The organism is Leptospira noguchii serovar Panama str. CZ214 (assembly GCF_000306255.2).
GTDB lineage: Bacteria > Spirochaetota > Leptospiria > Leptospirales > Leptospiraceae > Leptospira > Leptospira noguchii.
Window position 1 is genome coordinate 54,691 of the sequence record NZ_AKWY02000001.1, and the last position, 26,316, is coordinate 81,006.

Consider the following 26,316-nt stretch of genomic DNA (forward strand, 5'->3'; position numbering starts at 1 on the left):
AAGGGGATTTTGAAATGAGTCAAGAAATGGAAAACGAAGCCAAAGTCCTAAGCTATAACATTGCTGGAAAACCAGATATTGCAGACGCTCTTAAAAACGGCGTCAGAGTTATTCCTGTAGAAATTGAAGATCAGATGAAAGAAGCGTATCTAGGATATGCTATGTCTGTGATCGTTGGGCGCGCTCTTCCAGATGTAAGAGATGGATTAAAACCGGTTCATAGAAGAATTCTTCACGCGATGAACGAACGTGCGTGGAGAAGTGATCGCCCTTATGTTAAGTGTGCTAAGATCGTCGGGGAAGTAATCGGTAATTATCACCCTCACGGAGATGCGTCCGTTTACGAGGCACTTGTAAGAATGGTTCAGGAATTTTCTTTGAGAGTTCCTTTGATTGACGGACAGGGAAACTTTGGTTCTATAGACGGCGATAATCCGGCGGCTTATCGATATACAGAAGCAAGGCTTGAAAAAGTCGCCGAAGAATTATTACGCGACATCGAAAAAGAAACGGTTAGTTTTTCGCCTAACTATGATGATACGAAAGAACAACCGGATGTTTTACCTGCAAATTTTCCGAACCTACTCGTAAACGGTTCTTCTGGGATTGCGGTGGGGATGGCTACAAATATTCCCCCACACAATCTTAAGGAAACGATTGATGCGGTAATCGCGGTCATTCGGAATCCAGAAATTACGATTCCTGAAATTTTAAAAATTATACCGGGTCCAGATTTTCCTACTTCCGGAATTATCATCGGTGGGGAAGGTCTAATCTCCGCGTATTCTACCGGTAAAGGTTCAATTAGGATCCGTTCCAAAGTAGAAATAGAAGAAAAGAAAAACGGAAGAGAAGTGATTGTAGTCACCGAAATTCCTTATCAGGTAAATAAAAAAGTACTTTTAGAAAAAATTGGAGATCTGGTTAACGAAAAACAAATTGAGGGAATTTCAGAAATTTTGGATCTTTCTGATCGAAAAGGAATTCGCGTAGAAATTCATATTAAAAAAGACGCAAACGCTCAAGTCATTCTCAATCAACTCTACAAAATGACCCAACTTCAAGTAAGTTACGGAATCACGATGCTCGCGATTTTGGATAATAAACCTAAAATTTTTAATATTAAGGAAATATTAACTGCTTACTCAGCTCATAGAAGAGAAGTTATTGTTAGAAGGACACAATTCGATTTAGATAAGGCGGAAAAACGAGCTCATATTTTAGAAGGGTTAAAAATCGCTTTAGAAAATATAGAGGATGTAATCAAGGTGATTCGCGCTTCTAAAAATCCTCCGGAAGCAAAACAACAATTGATGGTTCGTTTTAGTTTATCCGAAGCTCAATCGGATGCGATCCTGGAGATGAGACTACAAAGACTTACTTCTCTTGAAGTTCAAAAAATCATAGATGAGTTGGAAGAAGTGAGAAAACTTATCATTGATCTAAAAGACATTCTCGCAAAACCTTCTCGCGTTAATGAAATTGTTTGTACAGAACTTCAAGAAGTAGGGGACAAGTACGGCAATAAAAGAAAAACAGAAATTTCTATTGAGACTATAGAAAGTTCTTCTTTTAATGCAGAAGATTTGATTGCGGACGAAGAAATCGTAATTCAAATTACTTATGATCAATTTGTTAAACGTCTTCCGATTGATACTTTCAAAAGACAAAAACGGGGTGGCAAAGGAATTCAAGGTCTTTCTCAGAAACGAGACGATGTAATTAAGATCATGAAAGCCGCCATGACTCATGATAATATTATGTTTTTCTCTAATATCGGAAAAGTTTATGTGATGAAAGCCTATGAATTACCGATTGCTTCCAAAGAAGCTAGGGGAAAATCTCTCAAAGCAATCATCAATTTAAGAGAAGACGAATATATCTCTTCTGTTTTTACGTTTAGGGAAGAGGATATGGACAAGGATCTTCTTTTAGTAACAAGGAAAGGGTTTATTAAACGAATTCAATTGAAAGAGTTTGGAAACGTTAAAAAATCTGGAATCATTGCAATCGGACTTAGAGAAGGAGACGAGTTGATCAAAGTAGAATCGATGACCGATAAAGACGAGGTTATGATCTTTTCTAAAAAAGGATTGGCTCTTCGAATTGAAGGTAATGTCTTTAGAGCCCAAGGAAGGACCGCTAGCGGCGTTACCGGAATGAGGCTTGCTGAAGATGACGCGATTGTGGGACTTAGCAAATATAAAGAAGGGGAAGACATATTTGTAGTTTCGGAAGAAGGTTATGGAAAACGTCTTGGCTTTGAAGAGTTTGCCGCAAAAGGTAGAGGCGGTAAAGGAATGGCTTATCTAAAGATAACCGAAAAGAACGGATTTTCTGTGGGAACTGGTTCTGTTGGAAATGAAGATGAAATCATTCTAATCACTCAACAAGGAATGACGATCCGAATTAATGCATTCGATATTTCTAAATTAGGTAGAACTGCTGTAGGCGTTCGTATCGTGGATCTAAAAGACAACGATAAAGTACAGGATTTTACGGTCTTAGGGGATAACTGATCCAGTGATCCGGATCGGAAGCGTAACGATTCCAGAGAAAATTTCACTTTCTCCAATGGCGGGAATTTCGGATTCCCCTACTCGTAGAATTTGTAGAAAATTCGGAGCCGCTTTTTCTTATACCGAATTTGTAAATACGGACGAACTCGTTCATCGAGCGCCTAAGGCTCTAAAAATGTTTCGCTACAAACCGGAAGAACGTCCGATTACGTTTCAAATTTTTGGAAACAGATTAGAAATCATTGCGGAAGCGGCAGAAATCGTTCAAGAATTAAAACCGGATATCATCGATTTGAATATGGGCTGTTCTACTCGTAAAGTTTCCTTGCGTGGTGCAGGCGCCGGACTTTTGCGTAGACCTTTGTTGGCTGGAAAAATTATAGAAGCTATCAAAAAACGGGTAAACGTTCCAGTTACGGCTAAAATAAGAATCGGATGGGATGCGACTTCTCGCAACTATCTTGAAGTTTCTAAAATTTTAGAAGAATCCGGTGTGGACGCTCTTACGGTTCACGGTCGTACAAAAGAAATGGCTTATACAGGATTTGCAGATTGGGATGCAATCGGAGAAGTAAAATTAAATCGGAAAATTCCAATTTTTGGAAACGGAGATATTAAAAGTTTTCAAGAGGCAAATTCTAAGATCGATAAATACTCGTTAGACGGAGTTTTGATTGGTAGAAACGCGATCGGAAATCCTTGGATTTTTTCCGGAGTTAAAAAGGAAAAATTATCTTGGTCTGAAATTTCGGATGTAGTTTTACAACACGTTCGTTGGATGATCGAAGATTATGGAGAAGAATTTGGTTTAGTTTTATTTAGAAAACATCTCGTAAAATATTTAAACGGTCTTGAATTTGATCCTGCCTGGAAATCGGAGTTGCTGGAAATTAAAGAATGGAATCGCTTTGAAGATTGTTTGCTTTCGGATAAAAGACAAAGCGTGTTCATTATACCTAATTTTCTTAGGCATCGATTCTGAAACCGCCCATCTTAATGACTGTAATGCGTATTACCTAACAAAAACAGATACCAAAACAATTCTCTTGGAATGCCTGTTATCTTAAAACGTTATACGACATTTTCTAAACATCATTTTTCAAAAAGCGATATCTTCAAGCAAAGCGTAGTGTTAATTTCTCCGTGTGTTTTGCGCGCTTTAGAATCGCGAAGTCTCGAGTTAGTACTTTCGTAATGCCTTCATTAATCCTTGACTAATTTCTCTTGAGCTTAAAAAATTCGGAAATGGAGAAGCCGCTGCATGAAACACATTAAGTTATTCTTAATTCTTTCTTTTCTTTTGTTGATTATGATTGAATGTAAAAAAGAAGAAAAAAAACAGGAAGCACAGATCTTGGGGAACAGATATGCAAATTTTGACCAATGGATTTATAAAGTTCCGGGTTCTGATAAAAAGGAAGATCAAGTCAGTCTTGTTTACGGAATGGAAGAAGTAACAGGTTTAGAAAACATTGAAGCGGAAGTAACCACAAAAAAAGGAACTTCCTCTGTAACTTATATCAAAGTGAAAACTGTGGATAACAAAGAAGGTTTTGCGCCTGCAAAAAATTTCTCTGAAAACGTATACTTCGTATTAAACGACGCGGATGATGCATTTGTAAAACCAACGATTACCGCCAACACAAAAGGTAAGTTAAAAAGAGGAATGTATTGTTTAGAACAAGAAGTGATCCAAGAATTCTCTAAAGTTACTTGTTATGATTCCATTTTGACGGAAGACAAATTGAACAATTATTACGATGTTTGGATCAAAACAGTATCGACTTCTTTAAGCAAAGATCCTCTTCTTGGAGAAACCGTAAAACTATTGAAAAAGTCTAGTCAAGAACTTGCAAGGTATAACTCCGTTTCCGATGAGGAAAAGAATAAGATCCTTCAAGTTGCGACAGAATCTTTGAAGAAGGCGGCGGCCAAACAGGATGAGTTTAATACTGACATAAATACCCTTGCAGGAAAATTCGGAATTATTCTTCAATAAAATTCTTATTTCTAAAAAACGCTTTGAGGATTTAACTTATTTTCTTTCGGAGCGTTTTTGAAGATCTTCTTTATCTTTATCAAAGGTTTCACTTTTTTCTGTTAAATTAACGTGAGTTCGACGTAAGAAAATTGGGGCGAATTCGGCTTGCTTCAGACAACAGGCATAACCAACCCACAGTTCTCAATATAAATCTTTCGGAATTAGGACAATCTTTCCGTGAAACTTTCGTCCTACGTTTTGGGTGGGGTAACTCAATGAATTGCTTCCCATGGGTCGCAATTCAGGTGGAGAAGTTCGGAAGACTTTTCTCTATCAGAAAAACATACTTTTTGCAAGTAAAAAGACTCATTCTGTCGGAACACTTGAAAAATGTGCGTTTAGATCCTAAAACACGACCCATAGGGAGTGTTTTGCTGAGTTTGAACACGACCTGTCGAACGACCTAAAACGCTTTCGTAAAAAGCGTTTTGCTGAGTTCGGGGAGTGAGACGCTGAGTTCAGGAGAGTGTTTTACTGAGTTTGAACACGACCCGAGAAACTCAGCGAATGCCTCTCTAAGGATCGGCATTCAGGAGCGTTCAGCTGAGTTCAATTTTGATTCTAAAACCATATTCAACTTGTGGGGTTGGTTACGCAGCAGGACCGGGCTCTCAACTCTGATCAATAAACTATATGCAGGAAATGTGATACAATAATCTTTTTTAGTTTTAATAGAAGCGAGACTCAGAACCTTCTGTTGAAGTTCCTCACATTGATCTTTTGCCGTTATAACGAATTCACGTTAATATTATTTCCCTCCCGGAGGAACGTAACCTGTTAGGTTAAAATACTTAGAAAAAAGAAGAATCGCTGCAATTTGAAAAGGGAATGTAATTATATCCAAGACGATTGTGACCGGGTATAATCCATAACTCATAACGTATGGAATCGTTTTGGAGATGATCATTTGTTCGGAAAATTTACCTATTTCAATTTCTACGATTTGCGATTGATTAGAAATGTGTTCCGGAAACCATGCTGCAATCGAGACACTATCACATCTATCTCCTCCTCCATAACATCTTTCTTTTAAAAAGTAAGTAGGAGCAAAACGGGGAATCGAAGATAGATAGAGCGGGTAAATTTTATTAGAACAATCCGCAGATGTTTGAATACATACTCTACGTTCAAAGTCTCCGTTACCTTCCGTATTAGAACAATCTAATGATACAATTTTTTTAGATGAATCTTCAAGACAAATCGAACCTTTAGAAATCCATGCAGCTTTTATATCTCGGATCGATTTTCGAAGTGGAGAACCTTTATAGATAACAAGGTCAAGTGGAGATATAGGAGAATTTCTATCGTGTCCGGGGGTGAGATATACTCTCGTTCCTAAATCAAAGAGTAACAAACTTCCATTTGCTGCAATTGTTACGTTGCTTTTTATAGAGTTGTAAAGTTTTTTACAGGTTTCGTCTTTTTTACGACGTTGTATTTCATACGAATAATCTTTATCAAGATTTGTTTCCAAAGACGACAGCGAATTATTTGCACAGTAGCGAAAGATCTTATTTGAATCAAACCAATCATTAGGACTTTCTACTATTGTTGTGCCTGGTTTACCTGAGGTATCTTTAAATACTTCGTAAAAATAATAATAAAAACCATATATCTTGGTGTTTTTTTGATAATCCCTAAGTAATAACGTTGTACACTGAGATAAAAAGCTCAGTAAAAAAAATAAAAAAACAAGTAGAACTAATTTGCGCACGGTTATATTTTTATTGAAATTATAAGACAAAATTTTTACTTCATAACTTTAATTTAGGAAATGATTCTAATCAATTTTGTAGATAAACTGGTTTTTATTTTAGAATTTAATATTAGAGTTGTTGAAAAATTCTATAGTTAAAATTAACAAAATTGCTTCAATCGACAGTTCCATGAAACAAAAACTAAGTGGCGAATTAATTTTTCAACAATTCTATTCAATTTTTACGGGATTCATTATTAAACTTAGAGATAATTTTGGCGAGTAAAAAACTCAATACAACAACTCTTTGAACTCAACAAAACGTCTCTATGATTGCGTGCAAGACGTAGTATAGAATCATTTTCACCGAACTTACTTTGATTCAAAAAATGTTTTTTAACTTAAGAAACGTATAAATCTGTCTCATATAAAAAGTATAAAACTGATAACAAAATGAAAATTTTTGAATATAAAAAAGGATTTTAAGTCGCAAACTTAAAAATAAAAAACCCCGCGTAAAACAGCGGGGTTTGTAAATATATCGAAGCTCTTCAATAAAGCGAATTATTGTTTAGAAACCTCTTGGGCTTTTGCTACAAGAGCGTCTTTACCACCTGGAAATTTTGCGTAAATTACACACTGGCATTCTTCCCAATTGTCTTTAGAAACGTCTTTTGGATCAGACCCGGAACCGGTTGCTTTACATTCGTAAACCCCAACTCCTTTTACAACACCTTGAGATTGAGAAACGATTACAGATGCGGTAGCTTCACCATCGGAAACTCCAGATGCAGCTTCTACGGTTTCTCCAACCATCTTTTTCACTACATCAGCTGCGCCTTGAAGTCTAGAAGCTTCGCGACATGTGGATTGCATCATTGCTTGACTTTTCTTAGCAACTGCTTTCGCGGATGCTCTTGAAGAAAATTTAATATAGTACCAGTCTTTTGGATTTGTATCTCTTGGTGTTTTTCCGTCGTTTCTTTGTTCTGGAGGTCCACCCCATCCTTCAAAAGTCCATCCACCGTCACCTACGGTAGTTGCGTCTTTTTGTCCTGTGTCAGTACTGGAACAAGCTGCAAAAATCATTGTTGCTAAAGATAGAGCTATAAGTCTATTGATCATTATTTTCTCCTTGATCTACTAAAAGAAAAAAACTAATACTTTACCGAGTTTGTGCAACACATTTTTTAATGAGTTGCTTTGAATCCAAGATTTCCCAGATTAAAACTAAGAATTCATTTGGATCTTACTAAGTTGTACATGTTAAGAAATTTATTTTTTTTCTTCTGTTTGGTGACTCATCCGATATTTTCTACGAGTATAATATTTCTTCCGGGAAAAATGGACGGAAGATTGCCGGCGACTTTAGAAAGAATCGATGACAGATCTCAAGAAATTTCTAAATTTGGGGCTTTTTATGCAAACTTGTTACTAAGGGCAAAAATAGATACTACTGAAAAAGTCAGAGATAAAGAAATTTTTAACAAGTTCAAAAACTCACGTTTTGCAAAAGAAGATTTTTTGAAAATTTGTTCCGAATTATCGACGGACCTTTTAGTTAGAGATGAAATCACTTTTCAAAATAATATTACTCTCGATCGAGTTTTATACGATTGTTCTCAAAAACGATTGGAAGAATTTCACCTTTCGGAAAAGTCCGATCTTTTCGTTTTAATGCGTTCTATGACGGAACGTTCTTTTCCCTGGATTCCTTTTAAAAAAAGACAAACCACTGTTTCAGTAGCAAATAAGAGTTCCAGAGAATTGATTTTTGTAATCGATTTATCTCCTTCTTTTCAAAGAGAAAGAGAAGAATGGGTTCGATTTGTTAAAAATGCTTCTTGGGATTCTTTGACTGGAATTCGTATCGTAACTTTTTCCGAAGGAAAAGTTTCTATCCTTCCAAAAGCGGGTTCTTTAGCAGAATTGAGAACTCAGATTGGAAGTCTAAAGTCGTTTGGAAAATCTAGTTTAGAGGATTTGTCAGAAGCATTATTTAGCATAAAACGCACGTTAGTCGGTTCAGCTTCTAAGTCTCAGGACATAATCATTCTTACAAATGCAAAGGGAAAAATTCCCAATCCTGCTTTGGCTTCCTCGGTTCAAAATTTACGGTTTTCCGGTTATCGAATTTTATTGTTTACGGCACCTTACTTTTCCGCTTCTCAAATGAGATATTACAACGGAATCTTTCCCAAAGGAAATTTGTTTGATATAACGTATTTTAAAAAAATCAGCACGGTCAAAGATTCAAAAACTTTAATATTTCGGGGAAGACAGATTTATTTTACGTATTCCGAAATTTCTCCTAATCAAACTTTGTCTGAATCTTCGCTTAACAAAGTTTCTTATTCGGGAAAGTATATGGAATCGGAATCGATCAATCCCTTGAATTTTACCGAAGTTTATTCTGAATTAACGGGTGATAAAATTCTCGCTTCCGATGTTTTACAAACAAATCTTACTTTTTTACTTTCCGGAGTTTTATTAAAGGATGAATTTAGAGGAATGGGTGAAACAGAAATTTTAGTAAAATCAGGTGAAAAGGCCTATTGGATTTTTCTTCCGCAAGGAATGAAAATTCCACAAGTGGATGAACAAGTCCAGTATCAAACAACATATGTTCCGTCTGTAAATTCGATAGACGGTGTTGCAAACGTTGCAAATCTAACGGAAACCTATAAAATTTCCCCGTCCCAGATTTTAGAATGTACTCCCATTCAAGTAAGAAATTATTTTCAGAATACAAATAAAAGTTCCTTTGAATGTATAATCCGAGGTAGAGTTCTACAGGTCAAAGGATTATAATCTTTACAAAAGGACTCTTCACTTGAATTCCGAAGAACATATTTTTATCGGCAACGCTTCGAATTCGATTAAGATTTTCAATCGGCTAAAATCTTTATCTCAAAATAATCTGCCGTTGTTTGTTACTGGGGGGCCAGGTAGCGGTAAAACTTTTGTTTCTAATTTAATTGCAAGTTTGTCTAGTACAAATCCGCAAGTTTTTATTATAGATTCCGATTATCATGAAAATCAAAGAAGTTTAGAATCGATACTTTCGGTCAAAAAAAATGCGTATTTTCTTTTTAAGGACTTTCCAAATTTTCCAAAAGAAAACCAAGCGTATCTATTAAAAAGAATCCGCGAAGATCAAAACAATTCTCGTTTCATTTTTATTTCTGGTAAAGAATGGAAACAAAAATTAGAAGCCGGTCAAATTTTAGAATCTCTCTATTTCGAAATCTCTAATTTTAGATTGGATCTTCCGGACCTTAGAGAAAGAAAGGAAGACATTCCTCTTTTGATTAAACATTTTTTGGAAATTCTTTCCGATAAATATAAACGAAAAGAAATTCGATTGAGCGAAAAAGTATATCATGTTTTACTAAATTATGATTTTCCTGGGAACATCAGACAGTTGAGGAATTTATTGGAAAGTATGATTTCTTTGTTTGCAGTACGTATTTTAGACGTAAAACATCTTCCACCTCAGATGTTCGAAACTTCATACGTATATTCTAAATTTATAGAAGTAAAAACAGGAATTCCTTTGAGAGATTATGAAAGGGAAATTATCAAAAAAAATTTAATTTTTGTAAATGGAAATCGAGAAAAAGCCGCTAAAATACTCGGAATTTCCGAAAGAACAATTTACAGAAAAATTATAGAATTCGGTCTTTCCGACGAAGTTGAAGGAAAAAATCCTCCATCCGACGTTTGAAATAAAATAGAGATTCTTCTTTTTCCGAGTTGGTTTTGATTCTAATATTCATTTCTATTAGAAAATCATAAAGTTCTCCAATTGTTTTATCCGAAAAAAAGGTTATTTCTTTTTTGAGACGGTTACGAACGAAATTTTTTCTTGCAGGACTATAAGATTGAATTCCCAGGAATTCATAAAGTTCTTCGTCAGAAAGAGAAGTTTCGTATTTTTTGGAAATGATTTTGTATTTTCGAAGTTGATCGATTCTTTCTTTTAAAATTGAAAAGAACAAAAGTAGAGAATCTTTTCCGTTTTGAAATTTTTTCAGTTCTTTAAAAAAGCGAATCCTATCCGATTCCATAAAAAAATCTACTAAACCGGAGGAATTGAATTCTCCGTTGAAAAATAAAACGTCTTCTATGTCTTGTTTGGTGAAGTTTTTTTTTGAAAGATAAAGTTTGAGTTTGGAAAGAGATTGAAGATACGCGCCCATAGACGGAGGAATTTTGTGAAGGAATTCGTCTAACGCGTCTTCATCGAGTAGAACTCCGACTTCTTTGCAAGCTTGTAAAAGTCCGCCGCGAGTTTCGTTCGGATAAAAATTTTTAGTTTTGATAAGGTTTGCTTTTCCACCAAAAATTTGAAGTACTTTATTTGGGACTTCCCAGTGATTGTAATGGATCAAAAGCTGGATCGAGTCTGGAAAGTTTGAAAATTGTTTTTGCAAGGATTCGTTGTTCTTTCCTTTTCCGCTGGATATAGGTTTAAAAAATTCGAGTCCTGATTTGATAATAAATAGCTTTCTATTAGAAAATATATCTAAGTTAAACGCTTCAGATTGAAATCTTTCAAAGTCACCTGGCTCTGATACAAAGATTACAATTTCGTAAGGTTCTCCCGTTTTTCGAATTGAGTCCTTGTATTTCTCTGCGAGAATTTCGAATTCGTAAGATTCTTTAGTCGCTACAAAAACGATTTGAGGTAATTTTTGATTCCAATCGTTTAAGAATTCTATGGAATTTTTATATTCTTTGGTTTTAGTTGCCATCTATTTTTATTGGGTAATTATTTTGTTTCTTTTTTAAAAATATAAAAGTCGTTTTAGGAAATTTTTATTAAATTCAAAAAGAATAATGTTCAACTTATACATGAAATCGTTGTTTGGTGATTATTGTTTTTTTTAAAATTGTTATAAGTTTCTTTTAGAATTTTATTAATTCTCCGCCGGTCCTAAATTTTCTTAAAAATGTGGGAACTTACACAATTCATAAATCTAACAAACGATCTTAAAATCAGTAAATTACTGAAATGAGACTTAATCTGTGGGAACTACTGCAAAACTCTAAATTTTTCTGGAAAATCTAGGAACTCACACAAATTTCCTTTTAAAACTTGCCTAAACAAAATTCATTGGCTCTTTTTTTAAAACAAGTCCTTAAGATACAAAATAAAGTCTCCGAAGATTAAATTATGAATATTAGTTCCGGAGTCCAGAGGATTTCTTTCCCAAACGAAGCTTTGACATATGTAAGTCCTGCTCGTATGGGAGGAAAAGTGAACGCTGTGGAACCGATTCGCCGTGAGGATTTTAATTCTGATCGAAATACTCACGGAACAAATTTTTCTACTTCGCCAAAGGAATCTTTACCTACTACACGTGGAAGTCTAATCGATTTTTACGCTTGATTTCCTTTTAGATATTTTTTCCAAAGTTCGTGATATTGAAAAAACATTCGAATCGGAAAACCTAATATATTTGTATAAGATCCTTCGAAAGACTTAACTGGACCTTCTAAATCTTGAACCCCATAACTTCCCGCTTTATCAAAGGGAGAATATTTTTCGATATATTTTCTGATTTTCTCTTTGTCCCAAGTATGGAAATGAACTTTAGAGGAATCGAATGCGAATTGTTCTAATCCTTTATAATAAATTCCTAATCCAGAATAAACAATATGAGTTTTTCCCGATAGTTCTTTGAGCATTTCCATCGCTTGCGAAAAATTTTCCGGTTTTTGTAAAATTGAATTTTCTTGGACTACAATTGTATCACAGGAAATTAAAAGTTCATCTTTGGATCTAGTACCTAACTTGGATAATGAAATCCTTTTTAAATATTCCAAAGGACGCTCGTTTTTCAAAGAACTTTCGTCTATATCTTCCGATTCAATTCTAAAATCAAGATCCAAGGACTCTAAAACTTGTTTTCTACGTGGAGATTTGGATCTAAGTACAATCATTAATCCATAGTCTAAGAAAAGCCTTGCTTTGCATTCGTTTTCCTGCCGATATTGATAGAGATGAAAGAGAATCGATTAACTCAATGCGATCAAATCGGACATATATTTTGTGTTTTGATTCTGATCTGGAACGTATCTATTTTTTCACAAACCGTTTCAAATGAATCTAAAGATCCTAAAGAAAAACAAAAAACACAATCTGATCGAGAATTGATAGAAACAGGTAAATTAGAATCAGTTCGAAAAAAAGCCTATCTCGGATTAAAAGGAATTCGAATTTCTCTCCTCAATTTTGGTAAAAAACAAGAATTAGATAAACTTGCAAACGATTACGGACAAGCCGAAACTTTATATGTCAAGGCAGAATACGGTAATGCTACGACTGCGTTTGAAAATATTTTTAAATCGATCATCCCGTTTGAGGAATCAATTCGGAAAGACTACGAAAATAAAACAATTCAATTGAGTCAGGAACTGGTGCCTTTGATTGTGACAATTCGGTTAGACGAAAAAAATAAAAATCGTTCTATTTTACCTGTATTAGAAAAATATTATATTCGTTTTGGAGAAACATCCAAGGCTTCTACTCAAGAGTTGGAAAAAGGAGATAGAACCTTGGCTTTGTATTATCAAAGACAAGCGCTTCTTTCTCTCTATCAAACTAAAATTTTACTCGGAAAAAATGAGGACTCCGCTCTTTCTCTTTCGGATAGGGTTTCTAAAAATAAGGTTCTGGATTTGGATTATTTAAAACCTGAAGAATTGTTGTATTGGGACGACGCGGAAGGGCATTTAAATACGGAAGCGGAATCGATCCGGAAAAAAGAAAGAATTAGAACTTTAAAATCTTACGAATGGAGGTTGGGAATTTCTACCGAAAAAAACCAATCTAAAAAAGAAAATGAAGTCAAAAATCAAAATACCAATGGTGAAAACAAAATAAAACCTTAATATTAACATGAGTTTGGCATAACGCGAAAGGGATCGACGCGAGGTAAATAAATTGAAATTAAATACGAAATATTGCATTACATTTTCTGCATACAATTTATTTACCAGAGCCGAGAGCCCGGTCCGGCTGCCTGTGGCAAGCCGGATTCGCCCAGATTTTCCCCACGAACTTACGTTAATATTATGATTTTTGAAAAATGAATCTTCATCAGTTTTTCTTTGATGGAAACGGTAATTAAAATAATTTTGTTAATTGTGCTATGGAATTTTTCAACAACTCTAATATATGATATTTTTCGTAATAAATAATTTTAGTTTTGTTGTGATTGTTTGTTTTTAACAATTCTATTGTATATAAAGAGTATATGATGTTTTTCATAATAATAATTTTAGTTTTGTCGCGATTTGTGGTAATTTAATCTTTTTGGTAAAAAACTATTTTAAAGATTATTGGTTTATTTTTTAGAATTTTAGAATGTGTTAAAGTAATAAAATAAAAGGTTTAAATTTCGATGAATCATTTTAAAATGTTCTATAAAAAACTTTGGATTTGTTTTTTCATTTTTTTGGTTTTTCCATCTTGCAGAAGAGGTAGTTTTGATCGTATTAAAGAATCTAGTTTTCAACATCTTTGTAAGGAATATCTTCTCTTTTGCGAATATATTGTCGCTAAAATCGATATGTTTGATTGTGATCCACTGCATAATACTTATGAAAGAGACGGAACTCATTATATAGATCGGGAAGTTCTTGCGGATGATCTAACGATCGAAAAAGAAGAAAAAGACACAGAAGTTTTCAATCCGTATTCCGAAAAAAAAACTAAAAAAGAAAAATCAAAAGACACAAATGCAGACTTCGGAAAAAATATTCGAATCGATCCACGCAAACTTATTCGTGTTTTTGATACGGAACAAGGAAGAAAACCCTCTATCGCAAATGGTTCGGAATCTATCGAAGATATTCGTCCTTGTTATCCGGTAAAACAACAATACAATCGGGAGTAATCCATTGAACGATTTATTCAACGTAAAAAATAAAACGGTTTTAGTTACCGGTTCTACTCGAGGAATTGGAAGATATTTTGCAGAAGGTTTTAAAAATGCTGGGGCCATCGTTTATGGAACCGGGTCTTCTCAAGAATCAATCAATAAGTTTGATGGTTCTGGGATTAAAGGTTTTGCCGCGGATATTCGTCAACCGGATGTAATGACTCCAATTATCGAATCCATTGTCAAAGAACACGGAAAGTTAGATGTACTTGTAAATAATGCCGGAATTGCCTCTAATAAACCCGCAGCTTTTCTAAAAGAAGACGAAATCGAATCTATCATCCAGACAAATTTTACGGGAGTATTTAGAACTTGTACTGCTTATTACAAGATTCATAAAAAGAAAGGTGGAAATATTATCAATATTGCATCTATTTTAGGAATGAGAGGAACAAAATTAGCTTCCGTTTATTCTGGGACCAAAGGTGCGGTAATTAATATGACTCGTGCTCTTGCAGTCGAATGGATTGGTTCCGGTTATCGAGTGAATGCAATTTGTCCTGGCTTTATCGATACGGATATGACGGAAATGATTAAGGAAAAACCGGACGTTTTAGAACAAATGACCAATGCGATTCCGATGGGAAGACTTGGAAAACCAGAAGATTTAGTTGGGGCAGCAATTTTTTTTGCTAGCGACGCCTCTTCTTATGTAACGGGACAAACGATTGTAGTGGACGGAGGAATTACCGCAGGACTTTAAAAGAGTCTAACTTTTAATGATTCTTTCTCTTCATCCTATCAATCCTGAAAAAAGAAAATTACAACAGATCTCAGATCAGTTGTCTCAGGGTAAAGTTTATATATTTCCGACGGATACGGTTTACGCTTTGGTGGCGGATTCTCAATCTAAGCCAGGTGTTGAAAAGTTATACGAACTGAAAAATATTTCTAAAAATCAACCTCTCTCTTTGATTTGTTCAAGTATTTCGGTCGCTTCTAATTACATAGAACATCTTTCAAATGATGCATTTCGATTGATGAAAAAAATTACGCCGGGTCCTTTTACGTTTATTACGAGTGCTAACAAACATCTTCCAAGGGTTTCTTTTTCTAATCAAAAAGAAAAACAAATCGGAATTCGAATTCCGGATACAATTTATTTACAAGAGTTAATGAAAATTCATCCAAATCCGTTAACGTCTACTTCGGTTTTTGCTAATGATGAATTTATTATCGAAGTCGATTCTTTAGAAAAGATGTACGGATCTCGTGTTGAAGGAATCGTAGACGGAGGAATTTTAAAAGTAGAACTTTCTACAATTTTAGATTTAACCGGAGATGAAATTTCAATCATAAGAGAAGGTAAAGGGTTTGAACTTTTATAATCTAGGTCGAATTAAAATTTTTCTAATCGTTTTAAAAATTCTTAAAAATATTATTTAGCATAAACTTAATTTTCCGTTTTATGAAAGTTTAACTCCGCAAAAAAATAAATTCCCAAAAATCATCACTCAAAACTGATTAAAATAAAATACGATTTCGTCTCTTCTATCTAAGACTTGTTTTTTAGATGCGAAAACAAGTTCGAACGTTGATCATGAAACAATTTTTATTTCTGCTTTTGGTTTTTCTATTTTTGCAAAATTGTATTGCCAAGTCCGCAGAAAATCCTTGCGATACGAGTACTTCTCTTTTTTATAAATCTTTACTATTAAACTTTATTTTAACTTCCGGCAAAGCAAGTTTTTGCGGTATACACACGTCGGTTCAGTTACCTCCGCCTGTGATTCTCAACATAAAATCGAAAAGTACTTTAAACACAGGGTTCTTAATTGGCGAAATGGATCAGTCTGTTTCTGGAGTTCAGGTTTCTTTAGATTCGGGTCCGTTTGTGGATGCTCAAATTTTTGGTAATCAGTGGAAATTTCAACTTCCTGCTGCGAGTGTTCCAACTACAATTCCTTTAGGCGGAATTTGGAAAGACTGGAGCTTACATACAATTTCGGTTCGATCTACTTCCAATGAATCAAATTCTGTTCCGATTACAATTACCGTTCAAAAAGGTTTGAACAAAGATATTAACGGCGATGGTTATCCGGATGCGTTGATTGGTTCTCAGCTTGCAAACCGGGTTAGGGCTTATCTTTCTCTTGGAAAAGCAAAAGGTTTAAATTCTGTTCCGATCACTTTGTTAAATGGAGCAGGGGGTTTTGGTTATTCAGTTAAGTTAGGCGACATCGATGGAGACGGATACGCTGATGCGGTTATAGGAAGTACAACAAATACTTTCGCCGTATATTTAGGATCGATTAGTGGGCTTTCGGCAACCGCAATTAATTATATTCCTATCGGCGCTGGCGGTTTGTTGAATGTAGATGTAGGAGATATAAACGGAGACGGATTTTCAGACGTTTTAATTGGCGCACCTTATGATGTAGGAAACATCGGACGTGTTTATTCTTATTTCTCCAATGGGGTTATGGGACAAGGTGTTACTTTTGGTCAACAATTGAACAATCCTGGAAACGTAGGTAGTACTACGTTTTACGGATATGCAATTACGTTAGGCGATATAAATGGAGATGGTAGATCGGATGCGGTTGTAGGAGCGGTCGGTTCCGCACAGATCGGAGCTTCTTTTGTTTATCTCGCTCAAGCAGCTGGAACTTTCGCGGCTTATTCTCAAACGATTGTGGGATCGGCTGTAAACGAATGGTATGCAAATTCAACAGTTACTACTGATATAAACCGGGATGGCTTTGCGGATTTATTTGTGGGAGCTTATCAAGAATCGGGTGGTGTCGGAAGAGTACATTTATATTTATCTAATTTAGGGATTCTTGTAAATACTGTCAACGGCCCGATTTCAGGATTAGTCGGATCACAAACTGGAACATCGGTAGCAACTGGAGACGTAAACGGTGACGGATTTTTGGATCTTCTTACCGGAGGTTATTCTTATACTTCTACGTTTCCAAATCAAGGTTATGCAGTTATTCATTTAACTACGGGTGATTCAACTGGTTTGATTGTGAACCCATTGAATCTCTTAACGGTTCCAGTGAATTTAGGAAATATGGGAAATTCAATCGCTTCGGTGGATATTAACGGTGACGGTTTAAGCGATGTTCTTGTAGGAGCTCCTAGTTCCGTAGGTGGAACGAATATTGGAAACGTTTACCTTTATATATCAGACGGATTTGGCGGATATACTTCGGCACCACAAACTTTTACCGAACCAGATGTAAACGGAACCTTCGGAATTTCTGTAGACTTATGATTTGGATCTTTGTTCTATTTAGAATTATATAATAAAATCATAATATAAAAATGAATAGCTAACGGGAAGTTTTGTTAAAAAATTAATCTTATTTTTTTATTAAAACAAATAGAGTTGTTGAAAAATTAATTCTCCAACTGTTTTTCTATCTCATGGAAACGGTTGATTAAAGCAGTTTGGTCAGTTGAACTAGGAATTTTCAACAACTCTAATGTATAAAATCGTTTGTAAGTATGAATTTTTTAACAATTTTATTATTAGAGTTGTAAAAAAATAAATTCTACATCTATTTCTATTTTATAGAAACGGCCAATTGAAGCAGTTTTGTTAATCGGCATTATAAAATTTTTCAGCAACTCTATTATTTTCTATTTAATTCTAAAAACTCATATTCTAATTTACTTAAGCTGAATTTTCCATTTAATTCTTCAAAGTCGCTTTGTAATTGAATATTTAATTCTTCATCGATTAACCATTTTCCGTTGGTATTTAGTGTAACACTTGAATTAGATTTATGAGATCCATCTTTTTCCCTATATTTCACTATTTTTTCAGCTTTAAATAAGCCATCAGAATAAAAGTTTATGGTTATAAATTTTTGAAGAATTTCTTCCGGTAGGCTGTTTGGTCTGAAATAATTGTTTGTGTATTGTGAATACTTAGAATAAAAATCTCTACATTCCCTTGTATAACAAGATATATCAGTTATGTCGGACTTTATAAAGTAGAGAGTATCTATTTTTTTATTTGTACTTACTTTCCAAGTACTCATTAATAATTTATTAATATTGATAGATGCATTCATTTTTTTTAAGTAAATAACACCTAAATCCCATTTAGAACCTTTTTTCCCGCCTCCTCCACGTGGATCAAAAGTATAAATTTCGTTTTTATAAAACCCTTCTTTTTTAATTATCTCTGATATAAGAAGTGGCGGAGCTTCCAGTTGAAGAAAAAACTCATAATAACGAATTTCGGGAAGTATGAATTTTCCATTTCTATCGGTAGATGTTTCTCCTACCCTACATCCTTCGACAGGATTTTTATCATAATCAACGATTGTTCCAAATAACTCAGGTCTTTTGAGTCTAGAAACACAAGATAATAATAAAATGCTAATATGTAATATAAATAAGATTCTTTTCATCTGGATAATTGCAAAATGGATTGGATTATTGTAATTTTCTATGGAATCCGTTTTTTCCATTCTTCTTCTTTAAATCCTACAAATCCGAAACCCTCTCCTAAAACAAAAGGCCGTTTAACAAGATTTCCATTTTTAGATAATAAATCCAATTGTTTATCGATCGACATGGAACTAAGTTTATCTTTAAGACCTAGTTCTTTATAATCATTACCGGAGGTGTTGAATAATTTTTTAGATTCGTTTCCTACGTATTGAAGCATTGTTTTGAGTTCTGATTTTTTAGGGGGAGTTTCTCGAATCGGTAATATTTCTAATTGGGCTTTTTTTCCAGAAAGGAATTTAAGTGCGTTCCTACAAGTGGAACAATTTTTATATTCGTAAATTTTTAACTTCAAGACTGTTCTCCCGTTCCGATAGTTTATGGTTTTTATTTTGAGTCAAGTGATTCCAATTTCTTAAATTGAGTGCATACAACCAATTCTTTTCAATGCGATTCTCAATGTTCGATTGATCTTTTAGAAGTTCAATGTCTATAGCAACTTTCATTTTTAATGTTCAAATCCTTTTTAAAATTGTTCGTTCTTAAAAATGATTTTGAGCGTTTGTAAATATTAGAATTGTAGAAAAATGAATCCTCCATCTATTTCTGTTTTATAGAAACAGCCAATTGAAGCAGTTTTGTTGATCTGAAGTATGGAATTTTTCAATAACTCTAATCTTGAAATCGATTCTAATGGCTTATAAAAATTTTCATTTATGCTGCAAAATAATTTCAAAGATGGAAAAAATTTTAAAATCTAAGGAGAATTTTCTTTCTGAGACTTAAAAATCTTTTCGTTGAAATGAGTGATTTTAACCGATAGGATTCTTACGGGACGTTTCGGGCGTGTTAAATAAGAAAACAAACCTAACCGGAAGACAAAAAGCCGCTGTTTTTTTAATTGCAGTCGGAAGCGAAGTGTCTTCTGAAATTTTCAAACATCTACGAGAAGATGAGATCGAACAGATCACGTTTGAAATTGCACGACTCGATAAGATTACTCCCGAAGACAAAGAAAAAGTTTTAGTAGAATTCAACGAGCTGATGATGGCTCAAGAATTCATCTCCAATGGAGGGATTGATTTCGCTCGTGGCCTTTTGGAAAAGGCGCTTGGAAATCAAAAGGCGATTGATATTATCAATCGACTTACTTCCCCTTTGCAAGTCAGACCTTTTGACTTTATCCGAAGAACTGACCCGCAACATTTATTAAACTTTATCCAGAACGAACATCCTCAGACCATCGCGTTAATTCTTTCTTATTTGGATCCTCAAAAGGCTTCGAATATTCTTTCTAACTTACCTCATACAATTCAAGCGGAAGTTGCAAAACGAATTGCAACGATGGACCGAGTCAGTCCGGACGTGCTTCGAGAAGTGGAAAGGGTATTGGAAAGAAAACTATCTACTCTGGCTTCCGAAGATTATACTTCTGCGGGTGGTATCGATTCCGTAGTTGAGATTTTGAACTTAGTCGACCGGGGGACGGAAAAGACTATTATTGAAGCTCTGGAAGAAGAAGATCCTGAACTTGCAGAAGAAATTAAAAAGAGAATGTTCGTGTTTGAAGATATAGTTCTTTTGGACGACAGAGCGATCCAAAAAGTAATGCGAGAAGTAGATAATTCGGATCTTGCAAAAGCTTTGAAATCAGTCGATACAGAAGTTCAGGAAAAGATTTTTAAAAACATGTCTAAACGTGCCGCGAACTTACTTCGCGAAGACATGGATTTTATGGGTCCGATTCGGATTAAAGACGTGGAAGACGCTCAACAGAAAATCGTTAACATTATACGTAAACTCGAAGATGCAGGTGAAATTGTCGTGGCTCGTGCCGGTGAAGACGAACTCGTTATGTGATTTTGTATTCTAAAAATATCTTCGTTTTACTGCGTTATGCGAAGAAGCTGAAACGGTAAATTATAGTAAGGTGATGCATTACTTTACTATCTAATTTTAAATTGCACATTATCAATAATCTGATTGCCATTAAATGAGAATTTTTAAATTGATAGCGATATGAAAAATAAATCAATAGTCTTTATTTTTTTAGCTTCCTTGATCTTTTATACTCTTTTCTATTCTGAGCATTTTAATTCGTTCTGGAAAGAAGTTCGTGGTTCTATTTTTGCAAAAGACTTTAAAAAATTGGAAGATATGAATAACTTTTCCCTCTTTACCAGAGAATCTATGGATGAAGACTCGATTATCAAGTTTAAAAAATCTAAATTCATAAAATCGTTTGTTTATTTTTTACCATTACACTCATAAGTATTTGGATTTTAATGAAACTCGATCGAATGTTGCAAGCTATTAGAATTTTTGCATGTATCTTAGTCTTTTGGATTTTAGGTTCTTGTATACCCGCTTCTGATCGTTTTCAAGATTTTGACTTAATTACACAAGCGGAATGGAGCGTTAGTTTAGGAAATCATTCAAAAAATAAATTAGAAAAATCAAATATTCAAAAATCTTTCCTAAAAAATAAAAACGAGAAACTAAATACTGAAACAAACATTAGAGAAAAAGAATCGAAAGATTGGAAGTTGATTACACGTTTTCCTATCAATTTTAATTTTCTTTTTTCTATACCGAAACAATCCGGATTTCATGAGGTAACTGTAAAAATAGAATTTTCGATTCATTCGGATTCAATTTTTCTAACATTTCTAAGACAACCAACTGCAATTTATTTTCCGGATATAGGAGAAAGCTGGGAATTTTATCTGAATGGAGTCTTGATTCGAAAGGAAAAATATCTAAAACAAACTGATGCTGGAAATTTGGTCCCTTCGGTTCGAAGGTCATTAAAATCCGTGATTTTACCGATTCCATTGGGGGTTTTAAAAGAAGGAAAAAATACAATTTTAATATATATGATCGGAGAATCCGATCTTACGCCTTATATTCCAAATGAACATTTCGGGTTTTATCATTCACAAGGATATAAAATTTCCTCTTTAGAGCAAATATATGAATTCACCTCCGAATATTTAGATTTTTTACTATATGGAATTTATATTATATTTGGAATTTATCATATTTATTTTTACGTTATTCGAAGAAGGGATTTATATTATCTCTATTTTGGATTGTTTTCGTTTTTTTCTTTGGTCTATTTTTTTTCTTCTTCCAATTTAATTTTTCAAAAGTTTATAAACCCAAATCCGGAATTAGACAGTTCTCTTTTTTTTAGGATACAATATTCTTCTTTGGCTTTGATTTTCCCTTCTTTCTATTATTTTTTAAAGGATTATTTTTCTCCAAAAGAAAAAGGAAGTATGATCGCTTCTTTTTTCGTAGTTTTTTTGATCGGATTGTTTTTTGCGTTTTTAATCGTTCCGTTTTCTTGGGTGCATATCGTCTTTAAGATTTGTCAACTTTTAGTGATTTGTTTTTCGGTTTATATTTTATTTTTTTCAGTTCAAACCGTAAGAAAAAAGAAACAAGATGCACGTAAAGTATTAGCTGTAATATCTGTATGTATTGTTTTTTCCACTTGGGAATTATATAGCTTGGTTTTTGAAAACGTAAAGTATCATTCTACTTTTTTTAAGTTTGTTTATTTATTTTTTATCATATCACTCGCTAGTGTTCTGGTTTCAAGATATGCTCAACTTTACAAAGACGCACAACTTTTAAATAAATATCTTACCAATCAAAAAGAAGCTTTCTATCGATTTGTTCCTGTGGATTTTATTCGTATTATAGACAGAGAATCTCCTATATCGATCTCAGTCGGCGATAGTAAAGAAAAGTCAATGACTGTTTTGACTTCCTATATTCGAAATTTTGCAAGTCTTTCTAAAACGCTTCCTTTAAATCAGACGATTACATTTTTAAATTCTTATTTAAGCGAAATGGAAGAATTGGTTTATAAAACTACGGGTTTTGTAGATAAATATATAGGAAATGAAATAATTGCGCTTTTTGGAGATTACGACGAAAGAGCGGCAAAAGAAAATTTTAATTCTGCAGACAACGCCGTAGAATCAGCAATCAAAATGGTAAATGCAATCCGATCTGGAAAATTAATAAAAAATTTTTCGATACCTTCTTTTTGGAACTTAGAAATTGGTATCGGGATCAATACCGGTTCTGTGATTTTAGGAACCGTGGGAAGTGAAAGGAGGATTGATACAACTGTAATTGGAGACGCGGTTAATCTATCATCAGGACTTCGATCTCTTACAGCACTTTATAAAAGTAAAATATTAATTTCTCATCATACGTATCTTAGGCTCCATAGGATGAGCGAAGTAGGAATACGTATGATCGATTCGGTCATTTTAAAAGAAAGAGATCAAGCCATAGATATTTATGAGGTAATCGAATCTGATCCAGAACCAATTAAGGAATTCAAACTGAAAACCTCAGAGTTATTGTCTCAAGGAATTTTAGAATATAAATCTAGAAAGTTTTATGAAGCTTCTAAAATTTTTAGACAACTTTATCGAGAAGAACCAAAAGATCTTATTTCTATGATTTATTTAAAACGTTGCAAACTATATGCTTCTAAACCTCCGGATGAAAATTGGGACGGAGTTTTTAGATTTCAAACAAAGTAGAAATGTTTGTTTTTATTAAAGATTATTAGAGAAGAGATGCTTAAAAATCTTTTCAATAATACAAGTAGTTTAAATTAAAACCTACATAAGATTTTAAAAGAAATAATAGAATTTTTGAAAAATTAATTCTGATGAAAATGATTTTATTAATTTGAATTATCAAACTTTTTGACAACTCTATTTATTAATTTTATAAAATTCAATAACACAAAATTTCTATTAAGATTTTGTTTGAGTAAAAAATATTGGATATTTTGTTAGGTTTTGAGTAAGTTTGTTTTTTGGATTTTATAGAAATTTCTATAAAATTTAATATGCGAGTTTACTAATAAACATAATAATCTTAGAAGACACTTTAAATTTCTATATTATTATAAAGGTATAAAAATCAAATCTTGTAAGAATGTAAAAGTTTTTACAGGACTATGAACTTATTCCAGAATTTATGAGAGAAATTTTATGTATGGTAATGGAATTTTCATGATAAAAATAAAACTTCAATTTGATTCTTTGATTCGCTTTCAAATTCTATTGTTTAAGAACATTTTTTTTACGATTTGCTTTTTATCGACGGTTTCTATTTTTTCCTCTGACCTTCCCGATTTCCAACTTAAGGATCAAAGAAATAAAGTTTTAAATTCAAAAAACTTAAAAGGAAAAATAGTTTTTCTTTTAGGATGTTCGTACGTAGACATAGCTCTTTGTAGAAAACACGGAAGAAAAATTTACTGGAGAATGCAGAACCTGATCGACGAATCTGACGACTTCGTAGAATTTATCGCGTTTGTAGATCTTAGAAATGCTCCGAGTGCGGTTCAAGTTTATATCGATGAAAATAAATCAAAAAACTACGAATCAGTTTTGTTAGATACGAAAGGTGTTTTGTCTTCTGGGATTCGACCTAATGTTTCTTGGTTGAGAATTTTTTCCCGAAGTAAAAAACAAATATTCGAATCTTATTATAAAGAAGTGGATGATCAAACCGTGGATTCTCTATATGAAATTATACGAAAACAAAAAAAATAGAATTGGAATTTGCGTTTTTATCTTCGTTCTTTTTTTTAATTGTGTAGAAAAGAAACCACAAGAAGCGGCTTATTGGAGAGAATATCTTTCGTATCAGAAAAGTATTCTTAAAGAATATCCAAATGGAGGGATTCGAAACGCTTTATTCGGAAATTTAACTTCCAAGGACGAACTTCTTTTACAAGAAAAAGATAATATTCTTTCGATCGATTTTTATCTTCAAAAAACAAATCAAGGACTTAAAAATGTTCTGACGACTGAAAAAATTCCAGGAAATGTTCCGTATCAAATTCATGCGGAATATTTTCCGACTTCGTTCCGAGATCAAAAGACGTTTCAAATGAAACGTAAAACGGTGACGATACTTCCATTTTACAGTTATTTAGATTTTTTTCATCATGTGGATCGGCTTCAAAGTTTTCTTCGTTCTGATTTTTCTAAACTAATTTCGATTTCAAATGCACATCGTTATCTTTGTTCTGTTTCTCATTGCGATTTAGGAAGAGGAGAAAATTTTTCTTGGCTTCTTTACGAATTAGATGAATCTACAAAAGCTGCTTACCCTCAGTTTTACAAACGGTTTGATAAACTTCTAAATCAGGTTTCTTATAAAATTACGATCTTTAAAACTGGAGAGTTTTTAAGTGGAATGGAATTTTATAACGAAGGAACAAAAACTTTTTTAAAAATTCCGGATACTACTCCCGGTTATTGGAGTAAACCAGAAATTATTCATATTCGCATTTCATTATTTATCCAAGTATATGGACTCAAAATAGATATTAAAAACTTAGGATATATGCTTCGTTTTTATTCTTCTAAAAATTATCAAAAGATTACTGGAGAATTTTCTAAATTACCGGAAAAGAAAATCAGTGGACGGTTTCTAAAAATTTTTCCACCAGGAATGGTGGATTGGTTCATTCCCGGGAATATGAAAGAATACTTTGATCAGTATTTTACTCTTCTTGTGGAAGGAAGCGAAGGTAAGGGAGGAAATAAATTTGAATCTGAATTATTTCGAAACGGAAAAAATATGAAAGTAATCTTAAAATCCCAAGCTGAAATTTTCAGGGATCGTTTTTCTCCGTTTCGTTCTTCTGATGAAAAAGACGACCAACCTTCTTTTTGGGATGTATTACAGGAAACTTTAATTGAAGATTTATATTGAAATTCGTTTTAAAAGGTAAGCTTTGTTTTTTCTTTAAAACAAAGCTATTTTAGAAATTATCTATTCTACTTTACGGTTTTCTTTTTTAACGAAAATAGGATTTTGATCATGGATCATAGAATCTTTCTAAAATGCTTGACTGAGAGTCTAAGTTCCGGGACTTATTTTAGTGTTCTCTTATTTTCTAGAACACAAAATTATAATTCAATCGATGAATTGGAGGTACTATGGACGGAATCGCTCTTTTTACAAGTCAAGGCTTGTATTTTATATTTAAATGGATCCATTTTCTAGCAGGTGTTGCATGGATCGGACTACTTTGGTACATTAACTTTGTACAAGGTTCTTTCTTTGCAGAAACCGACGCAGATACAAAGAAAAAAGCGACTCAACAACTGGTTCCAAGAGTTCTTTGGTGGTTTCGTTGGGGTGCGATGTTCACTTTCCTTAGCGGCTGGTGTATGATCATTCATCAAATTATAAACGGAGCTACTCTTTCTAGCGGTCAATGGCTTGCGGTAATTTTAGGCGGCGGGTTGCTCGGTTCTTTGATGTGGTTTAACGTTTGGTTTGTAATTTGGCCTGCACAAAAAGTTGTAATTGCATCTGCAAAAGGCGAAACTACGGAAAATCCAGCTCCTCGCGCTGCAAGAGGTCTTTTAGCTTCTAGAACAAATACTTTACTTTCCATTCCTATGTTGTTTTTGATGGGAGCTGCAAGGAATCTTTCTATTTCTTTTGATGTAACTAGTGCTGAAGCTCATACGTTTTTGGGAGTGATTTTAGGAATTCTTGCAATTGTAGAAATTAACGCGTTAACCGCAACACCGGAAAGTGCTACTTTTAAACCGATCAAAACCGTTAAAGGTGTAATTACTTCCGGATTTGTTCTTTGTTTAGTTATCTACGTTTTACTTGAGGCTCTTCTGTAAT

The 26,316-nt window shown here is 33.7% G+C and carries 22 protein-coding genes; 16 read left to right on the plus strand and 6 right to left on the minus strand.

Features of this window, described 5'->3' with window-relative positions:
* Positions 1-14: 14 nt before the first annotated feature.
* The 3 genes from gyrA (at position 15) to lenA (ending at position 4,518) form a co-directional block, all read left to right on the plus strand.
* Positions 15-2,519, plus strand: a complete 2,505-nt coding sequence (gyrA, locus tag LEP1GSC059_RS00260; RefSeq protein WP_036026747.1) for a DNA gyrase subunit A — start codon at positions 15-17, stop codon at positions 2,517-2,519.
* A gap of 4 nt (positions 2,520-2,523) precedes the next feature.
* Positions 2,524-3,501, plus strand: a complete 978-nt coding sequence (gene dusB, locus LEP1GSC059_RS00265) for a tRNA dihydrouridine synthase DusB (RefSeq protein WP_017215048.1) — start codon at positions 2,524-2,526, stop codon at positions 3,499-3,501.
* A 279-nt stretch (positions 3,502-3,780) separates the two neighbouring features.
* Entirely contained in the window at positions 3,781-4,518 is a 738-nt protein-coding gene (gene lenA / locus LEP1GSC059_RS00270; protein ID WP_017215049.1) for a lipoprotein LenA, read from the plus strand.
* 790 nt (positions 4,519-5,308) lie between these two features.
* Here the strand turns inward: lenA and LEP1GSC059_RS00275 are convergent.
* Complete coding sequence (locus LEP1GSC059_RS00275; protein ID WP_036056797.1) at positions 5,309-6,280, minus strand: hypothetical protein; 972 nt, start codon at positions 6,278-6,280, stop codon at positions 5,309-5,311.
* 540 nt (positions 6,281-6,820) lie between these two features.
* Positions 6,821-7,381 (minus strand): lipoprotein LipL21, encoded by a 561-nt coding sequence (locus tag LEP1GSC059_RS00280; protein ID WP_002179282.1) that lies wholly within the window; start codon positions 7,379-7,381, stop codon positions 6,821-6,823.
* Between the two features lie 138 nt (positions 7,382-7,519).
* Here LEP1GSC059_RS00280 and LEP1GSC059_RS00285 point away from each other — a divergent pair, with 138 nt between their 5' ends.
* A complete protein-coding gene (locus LEP1GSC059_RS00285; protein ID WP_017215051.1) occupies positions 7,520-9,067 on the plus strand; it encodes an LIC10012 family protein in 1,548 nt (515 codons plus the stop codon).
* Between the two features lie 22 nt (positions 9,068-9,089).
* Positions 9,090-9,983: an AAA-type ATPase lid domain-containing protein gene (locus LEP1GSC059_RS00290; RefSeq protein ID WP_017215052.1), complete on the plus strand. Its 894-nt coding sequence runs from the start codon at positions 9,090-9,092 to the stop codon at positions 9,981-9,983.
* On the opposite strand, the gene holA is transcribed toward LEP1GSC059_RS00290, so the two are convergent.
* Positions 9,925-11,013, minus strand: coding sequence for a DNA polymerase III subunit delta (gene holA, locus LEP1GSC059_RS00295; RefSeq protein ID WP_002179538.1), 1,089 nt, complete (start codon positions 11,011-11,013; stop codon positions 9,925-9,927). The genes LEP1GSC059_RS00290 and holA overlap by 59 nt on opposite strands.
* A 422-nt stretch (positions 11,014-11,435) precedes the next feature.
* Here holA and LEP1GSC059_RS00300 point away from each other — a divergent pair, with 422 nt between their 5' ends.
* A complete protein-coding gene (locus LEP1GSC059_RS00300; RefSeq protein ID WP_002179125.1) occupies positions 11,436-11,651 on the plus strand; it encodes a hypothetical protein in 216 nt (71 codons plus the stop codon).
* Here the strand turns inward: LEP1GSC059_RS00300 and LEP1GSC059_RS00305 are convergent.
* Entirely contained in the window at positions 11,642-12,205 is a 564-nt protein-coding gene (locus tag LEP1GSC059_RS00305) for a nucleoside triphosphate pyrophosphatase (protein WP_002179172.1), read from the minus strand. The two genes, LEP1GSC059_RS00300 and LEP1GSC059_RS00305, sit on opposite strands and share 10 nt — an antisense overlap.
* A gap of 60 nt (positions 12,206-12,265) precedes the next feature.
* Between LEP1GSC059_RS00305 and LEP1GSC059_RS00310 the strand changes: the two genes are divergently transcribed.
* The 5 genes from LEP1GSC059_RS00310 (at position 12,266) to LEP1GSC059_RS00330 (ending at position 17,431) form a co-directional block, all read left to right on the plus strand.
* Positions 12,266-13,156, plus strand: coding sequence for a hypothetical protein (locus tag LEP1GSC059_RS00310; RefSeq protein ID WP_002179482.1), 891 nt, complete (start codon positions 12,266-12,268; stop codon positions 13,154-13,156).
* Positions 13,157-13,668: 512 nt separating this feature from the next.
* Positions 13,669-14,163 (plus strand): hypothetical protein, encoded by a 495-nt coding sequence (locus tag LEP1GSC059_RS00315; protein ID WP_020980146.1) that lies wholly within the window; start codon positions 13,669-13,671, stop codon positions 14,161-14,163.
* A gap of 4 nt (positions 14,164-14,167) precedes the next feature.
* Entirely contained in the window at positions 14,168-14,911 is a 744-nt protein-coding gene (locus LEP1GSC059_RS00320; RefSeq protein WP_017215054.1) for an SDR family NAD(P)-dependent oxidoreductase, read from the plus strand.
* Positions 14,912-14,927: 16 nt separating this feature from the next.
* A complete protein-coding gene (locus LEP1GSC059_RS00325; protein WP_002179187.1) occupies positions 14,928-15,536 on the plus strand; it encodes an L-threonylcarbamoyladenylate synthase in 609 nt (202 codons plus the stop codon).
* A 212-nt stretch (positions 15,537-15,748) separates the two neighbouring features.
* Positions 15,749-17,431 (plus strand): FG-GAP-like repeat-containing protein, encoded by a 1,683-nt coding sequence (locus tag LEP1GSC059_RS00330; RefSeq protein ID WP_017215055.1) that lies wholly within the window; start codon positions 15,749-15,751, stop codon positions 17,429-17,431.
* 361 nt (positions 17,432-17,792) lie between these two features.
* Here LEP1GSC059_RS00330 and LEP1GSC059_RS00335 read toward each other — a convergent pair whose 3' ends face one another.
* Positions 17,793-18,638 carry a hypothetical protein gene (locus LEP1GSC059_RS00335; protein WP_017215056.1) on the minus strand — a complete coding sequence of 282 codons (846 nt, stop codon included), beginning with the start codon at positions 18,636-18,638 and terminating at the stop codon, positions 17,793-17,795.
* On the minus strand, positions 18,617-18,973 hold the full coding sequence (locus LEP1GSC059_RS00340) for an arsenate reductase family protein (RefSeq protein WP_017215057.1): 357 nt from the start codon (positions 18,971-18,973) through the stop codon (positions 18,617-18,619). Before LEP1GSC059_RS00340 ends, LEP1GSC059_RS00335 begins: the two co-directional genes overlap by 22 nt.
* A gap of 491 nt (positions 18,974-19,464) precedes the next feature.
* On the opposite strand from LEP1GSC059_RS00340, the gene fliG reads away from it, so the two are divergent.
* The 5 genes from fliG (at position 19,465) to LEP1GSC059_RS00370 (ending at position 26,315) form a co-directional block, all read left to right on the plus strand.
* Positions 19,465-20,478: a flagellar motor switch protein FliG gene (gene fliG / locus LEP1GSC059_RS00345; RefSeq protein ID WP_017215060.1), complete on the plus strand. Its 1,014-nt coding sequence runs from the start codon at positions 19,465-19,467 to the stop codon at positions 20,476-20,478.
* A gap of 440 nt (positions 20,479-20,918) precedes the next feature.
* A complete protein-coding gene (locus LEP1GSC059_RS00355; protein ID WP_036056739.1) occupies positions 20,919-23,186 on the plus strand; it encodes an adenylate/guanylate cyclase domain-containing protein in 2,268 nt (755 codons plus the stop codon).
* A 480-nt stretch (positions 23,187-23,666) separates the two neighbouring features.
* Positions 23,667-24,212 (plus strand): hypothetical protein, encoded by a 546-nt coding sequence (locus LEP1GSC059_RS00360; protein ID WP_020980149.1) that lies wholly within the window; start codon positions 23,667-23,669, stop codon positions 24,210-24,212.
* Positions 24,184-25,383: an LIC10025 family lipoprotein gene (locus LEP1GSC059_RS00365; protein ID WP_020980069.1), complete on the plus strand. Its 1,200-nt coding sequence runs from the start codon at positions 24,184-24,186 to the stop codon at positions 25,381-25,383. Before LEP1GSC059_RS00360 ends, LEP1GSC059_RS00365 begins: the two co-directional genes overlap by 29 nt.
* A gap of 227 nt (positions 25,384-25,610) precedes the next feature.
* The gene (locus LEP1GSC059_RS00370) at positions 25,611-26,315 is read left to right on the plus strand and encodes a urate hydroxylase PuuD (protein WP_004428798.1); all 705 of its coding nucleotides are present in this window, start codon (positions 25,611-25,613) and stop codon (positions 26,313-26,315) included.
* Position 26,316 lies beyond the last annotated feature (1 nt).

Excerpts from the sequence above, each read along its gene's own strand:
- LEP1GSC059_RS00280 (WP_002179282.1), bottom strand. The coding sequence starts at position 7,381 with ATGATCAATAGACTTATAGCTCTATCTTTAGCAACAATGATTTTTGCA.
- lenA (WP_017215049.1), top strand. The coding sequence starts at position 3,781 with ATGAAACACATTAAGTTATTCTTAATTCTTTCTTTTCTTTTGTTGATT.
- LEP1GSC059_RS00285 (WP_017215051.1), top strand. The coding sequence starts at position 7,520 with ATGTTAAGAAATTTATTTTTTTTCTTCTGTTTGGTGACTCATCCGATA.
- LEP1GSC059_RS00325 (WP_002179187.1), top strand. The coding sequence starts at position 14,928 with ATGATTCTTTCTCTTCATCCTATCAATCCTGAAAAAAGAAAATTACAA.
- LEP1GSC059_RS00315 (WP_020980146.1), top strand. The coding sequence starts at position 13,669 with ATGAATCATTTTAAAATGTTCTATAAAAAACTTTGGATTTGTTTTTTC.
- LEP1GSC059_RS00305 (WP_002179172.1), bottom strand. The coding sequence starts at position 12,205 with ATGATTGTACTTAGATCCAAATCTCCACGTAGAAAACAAGTTTTAGAG.
- LEP1GSC059_RS00360 (WP_020980149.1), top strand. The coding sequence starts at position 23,667 with ATGATAAAAATAAAACTTCAATTTGATTCTTTGATTCGCTTTCAAATT.
- LEP1GSC059_RS00310 (WP_002179482.1), top strand. The coding sequence starts at position 12,266 with ATGAAAGAGAATCGATTAACTCAATGCGATCAAATCGGACATATATTT.
- LEP1GSC059_RS00330 (WP_017215055.1), top strand. The coding sequence starts at position 15,749 with ATGAAACAATTTTTATTTCTGCTTTTGGTTTTTCTATTTTTGCAAAAT.
- LEP1GSC059_RS00370 (WP_004428798.1), top strand. The coding sequence starts at position 25,611 with ATGGACGGAATCGCTCTTTTTACAAGTCAAGGCTTGTATTTTATATTT.
- LEP1GSC059_RS00335 (WP_017215056.1), bottom strand. The coding sequence starts at position 18,638 with ATGGAAAAAACGGATTCCATAGAAAATTACAATAATCCAATCCATTTT.
- gyrA (WP_036026747.1), top strand. The coding sequence starts at position 15 with ATGAGTCAAGAAATGGAAAACGAAGCCAAAGTCCTAAGCTATAACATT.
- LEP1GSC059_RS00365 (WP_020980069.1), top strand. The coding sequence starts at position 24,184 with ATGAAATTATACGAAAACAAAAAAAATAGAATTGGAATTTGCGTTTTT.
- LEP1GSC059_RS00355 (WP_036056739.1), top strand. The coding sequence starts at position 20,919 with ATGTTGCAAGCTATTAGAATTTTTGCATGTATCTTAGTCTTTTGGATT.
- LEP1GSC059_RS00300 (WP_002179125.1), top strand. The coding sequence starts at position 11,436 with ATGAATATTAGTTCCGGAGTCCAGAGGATTTCTTTCCCAAACGAAGCT.
- holA (WP_002179538.1), bottom strand. The coding sequence starts at position 11,013 with ATGGCAACTAAAACCAAAGAATATAAAAATTCCATAGAATTCTTAAAC.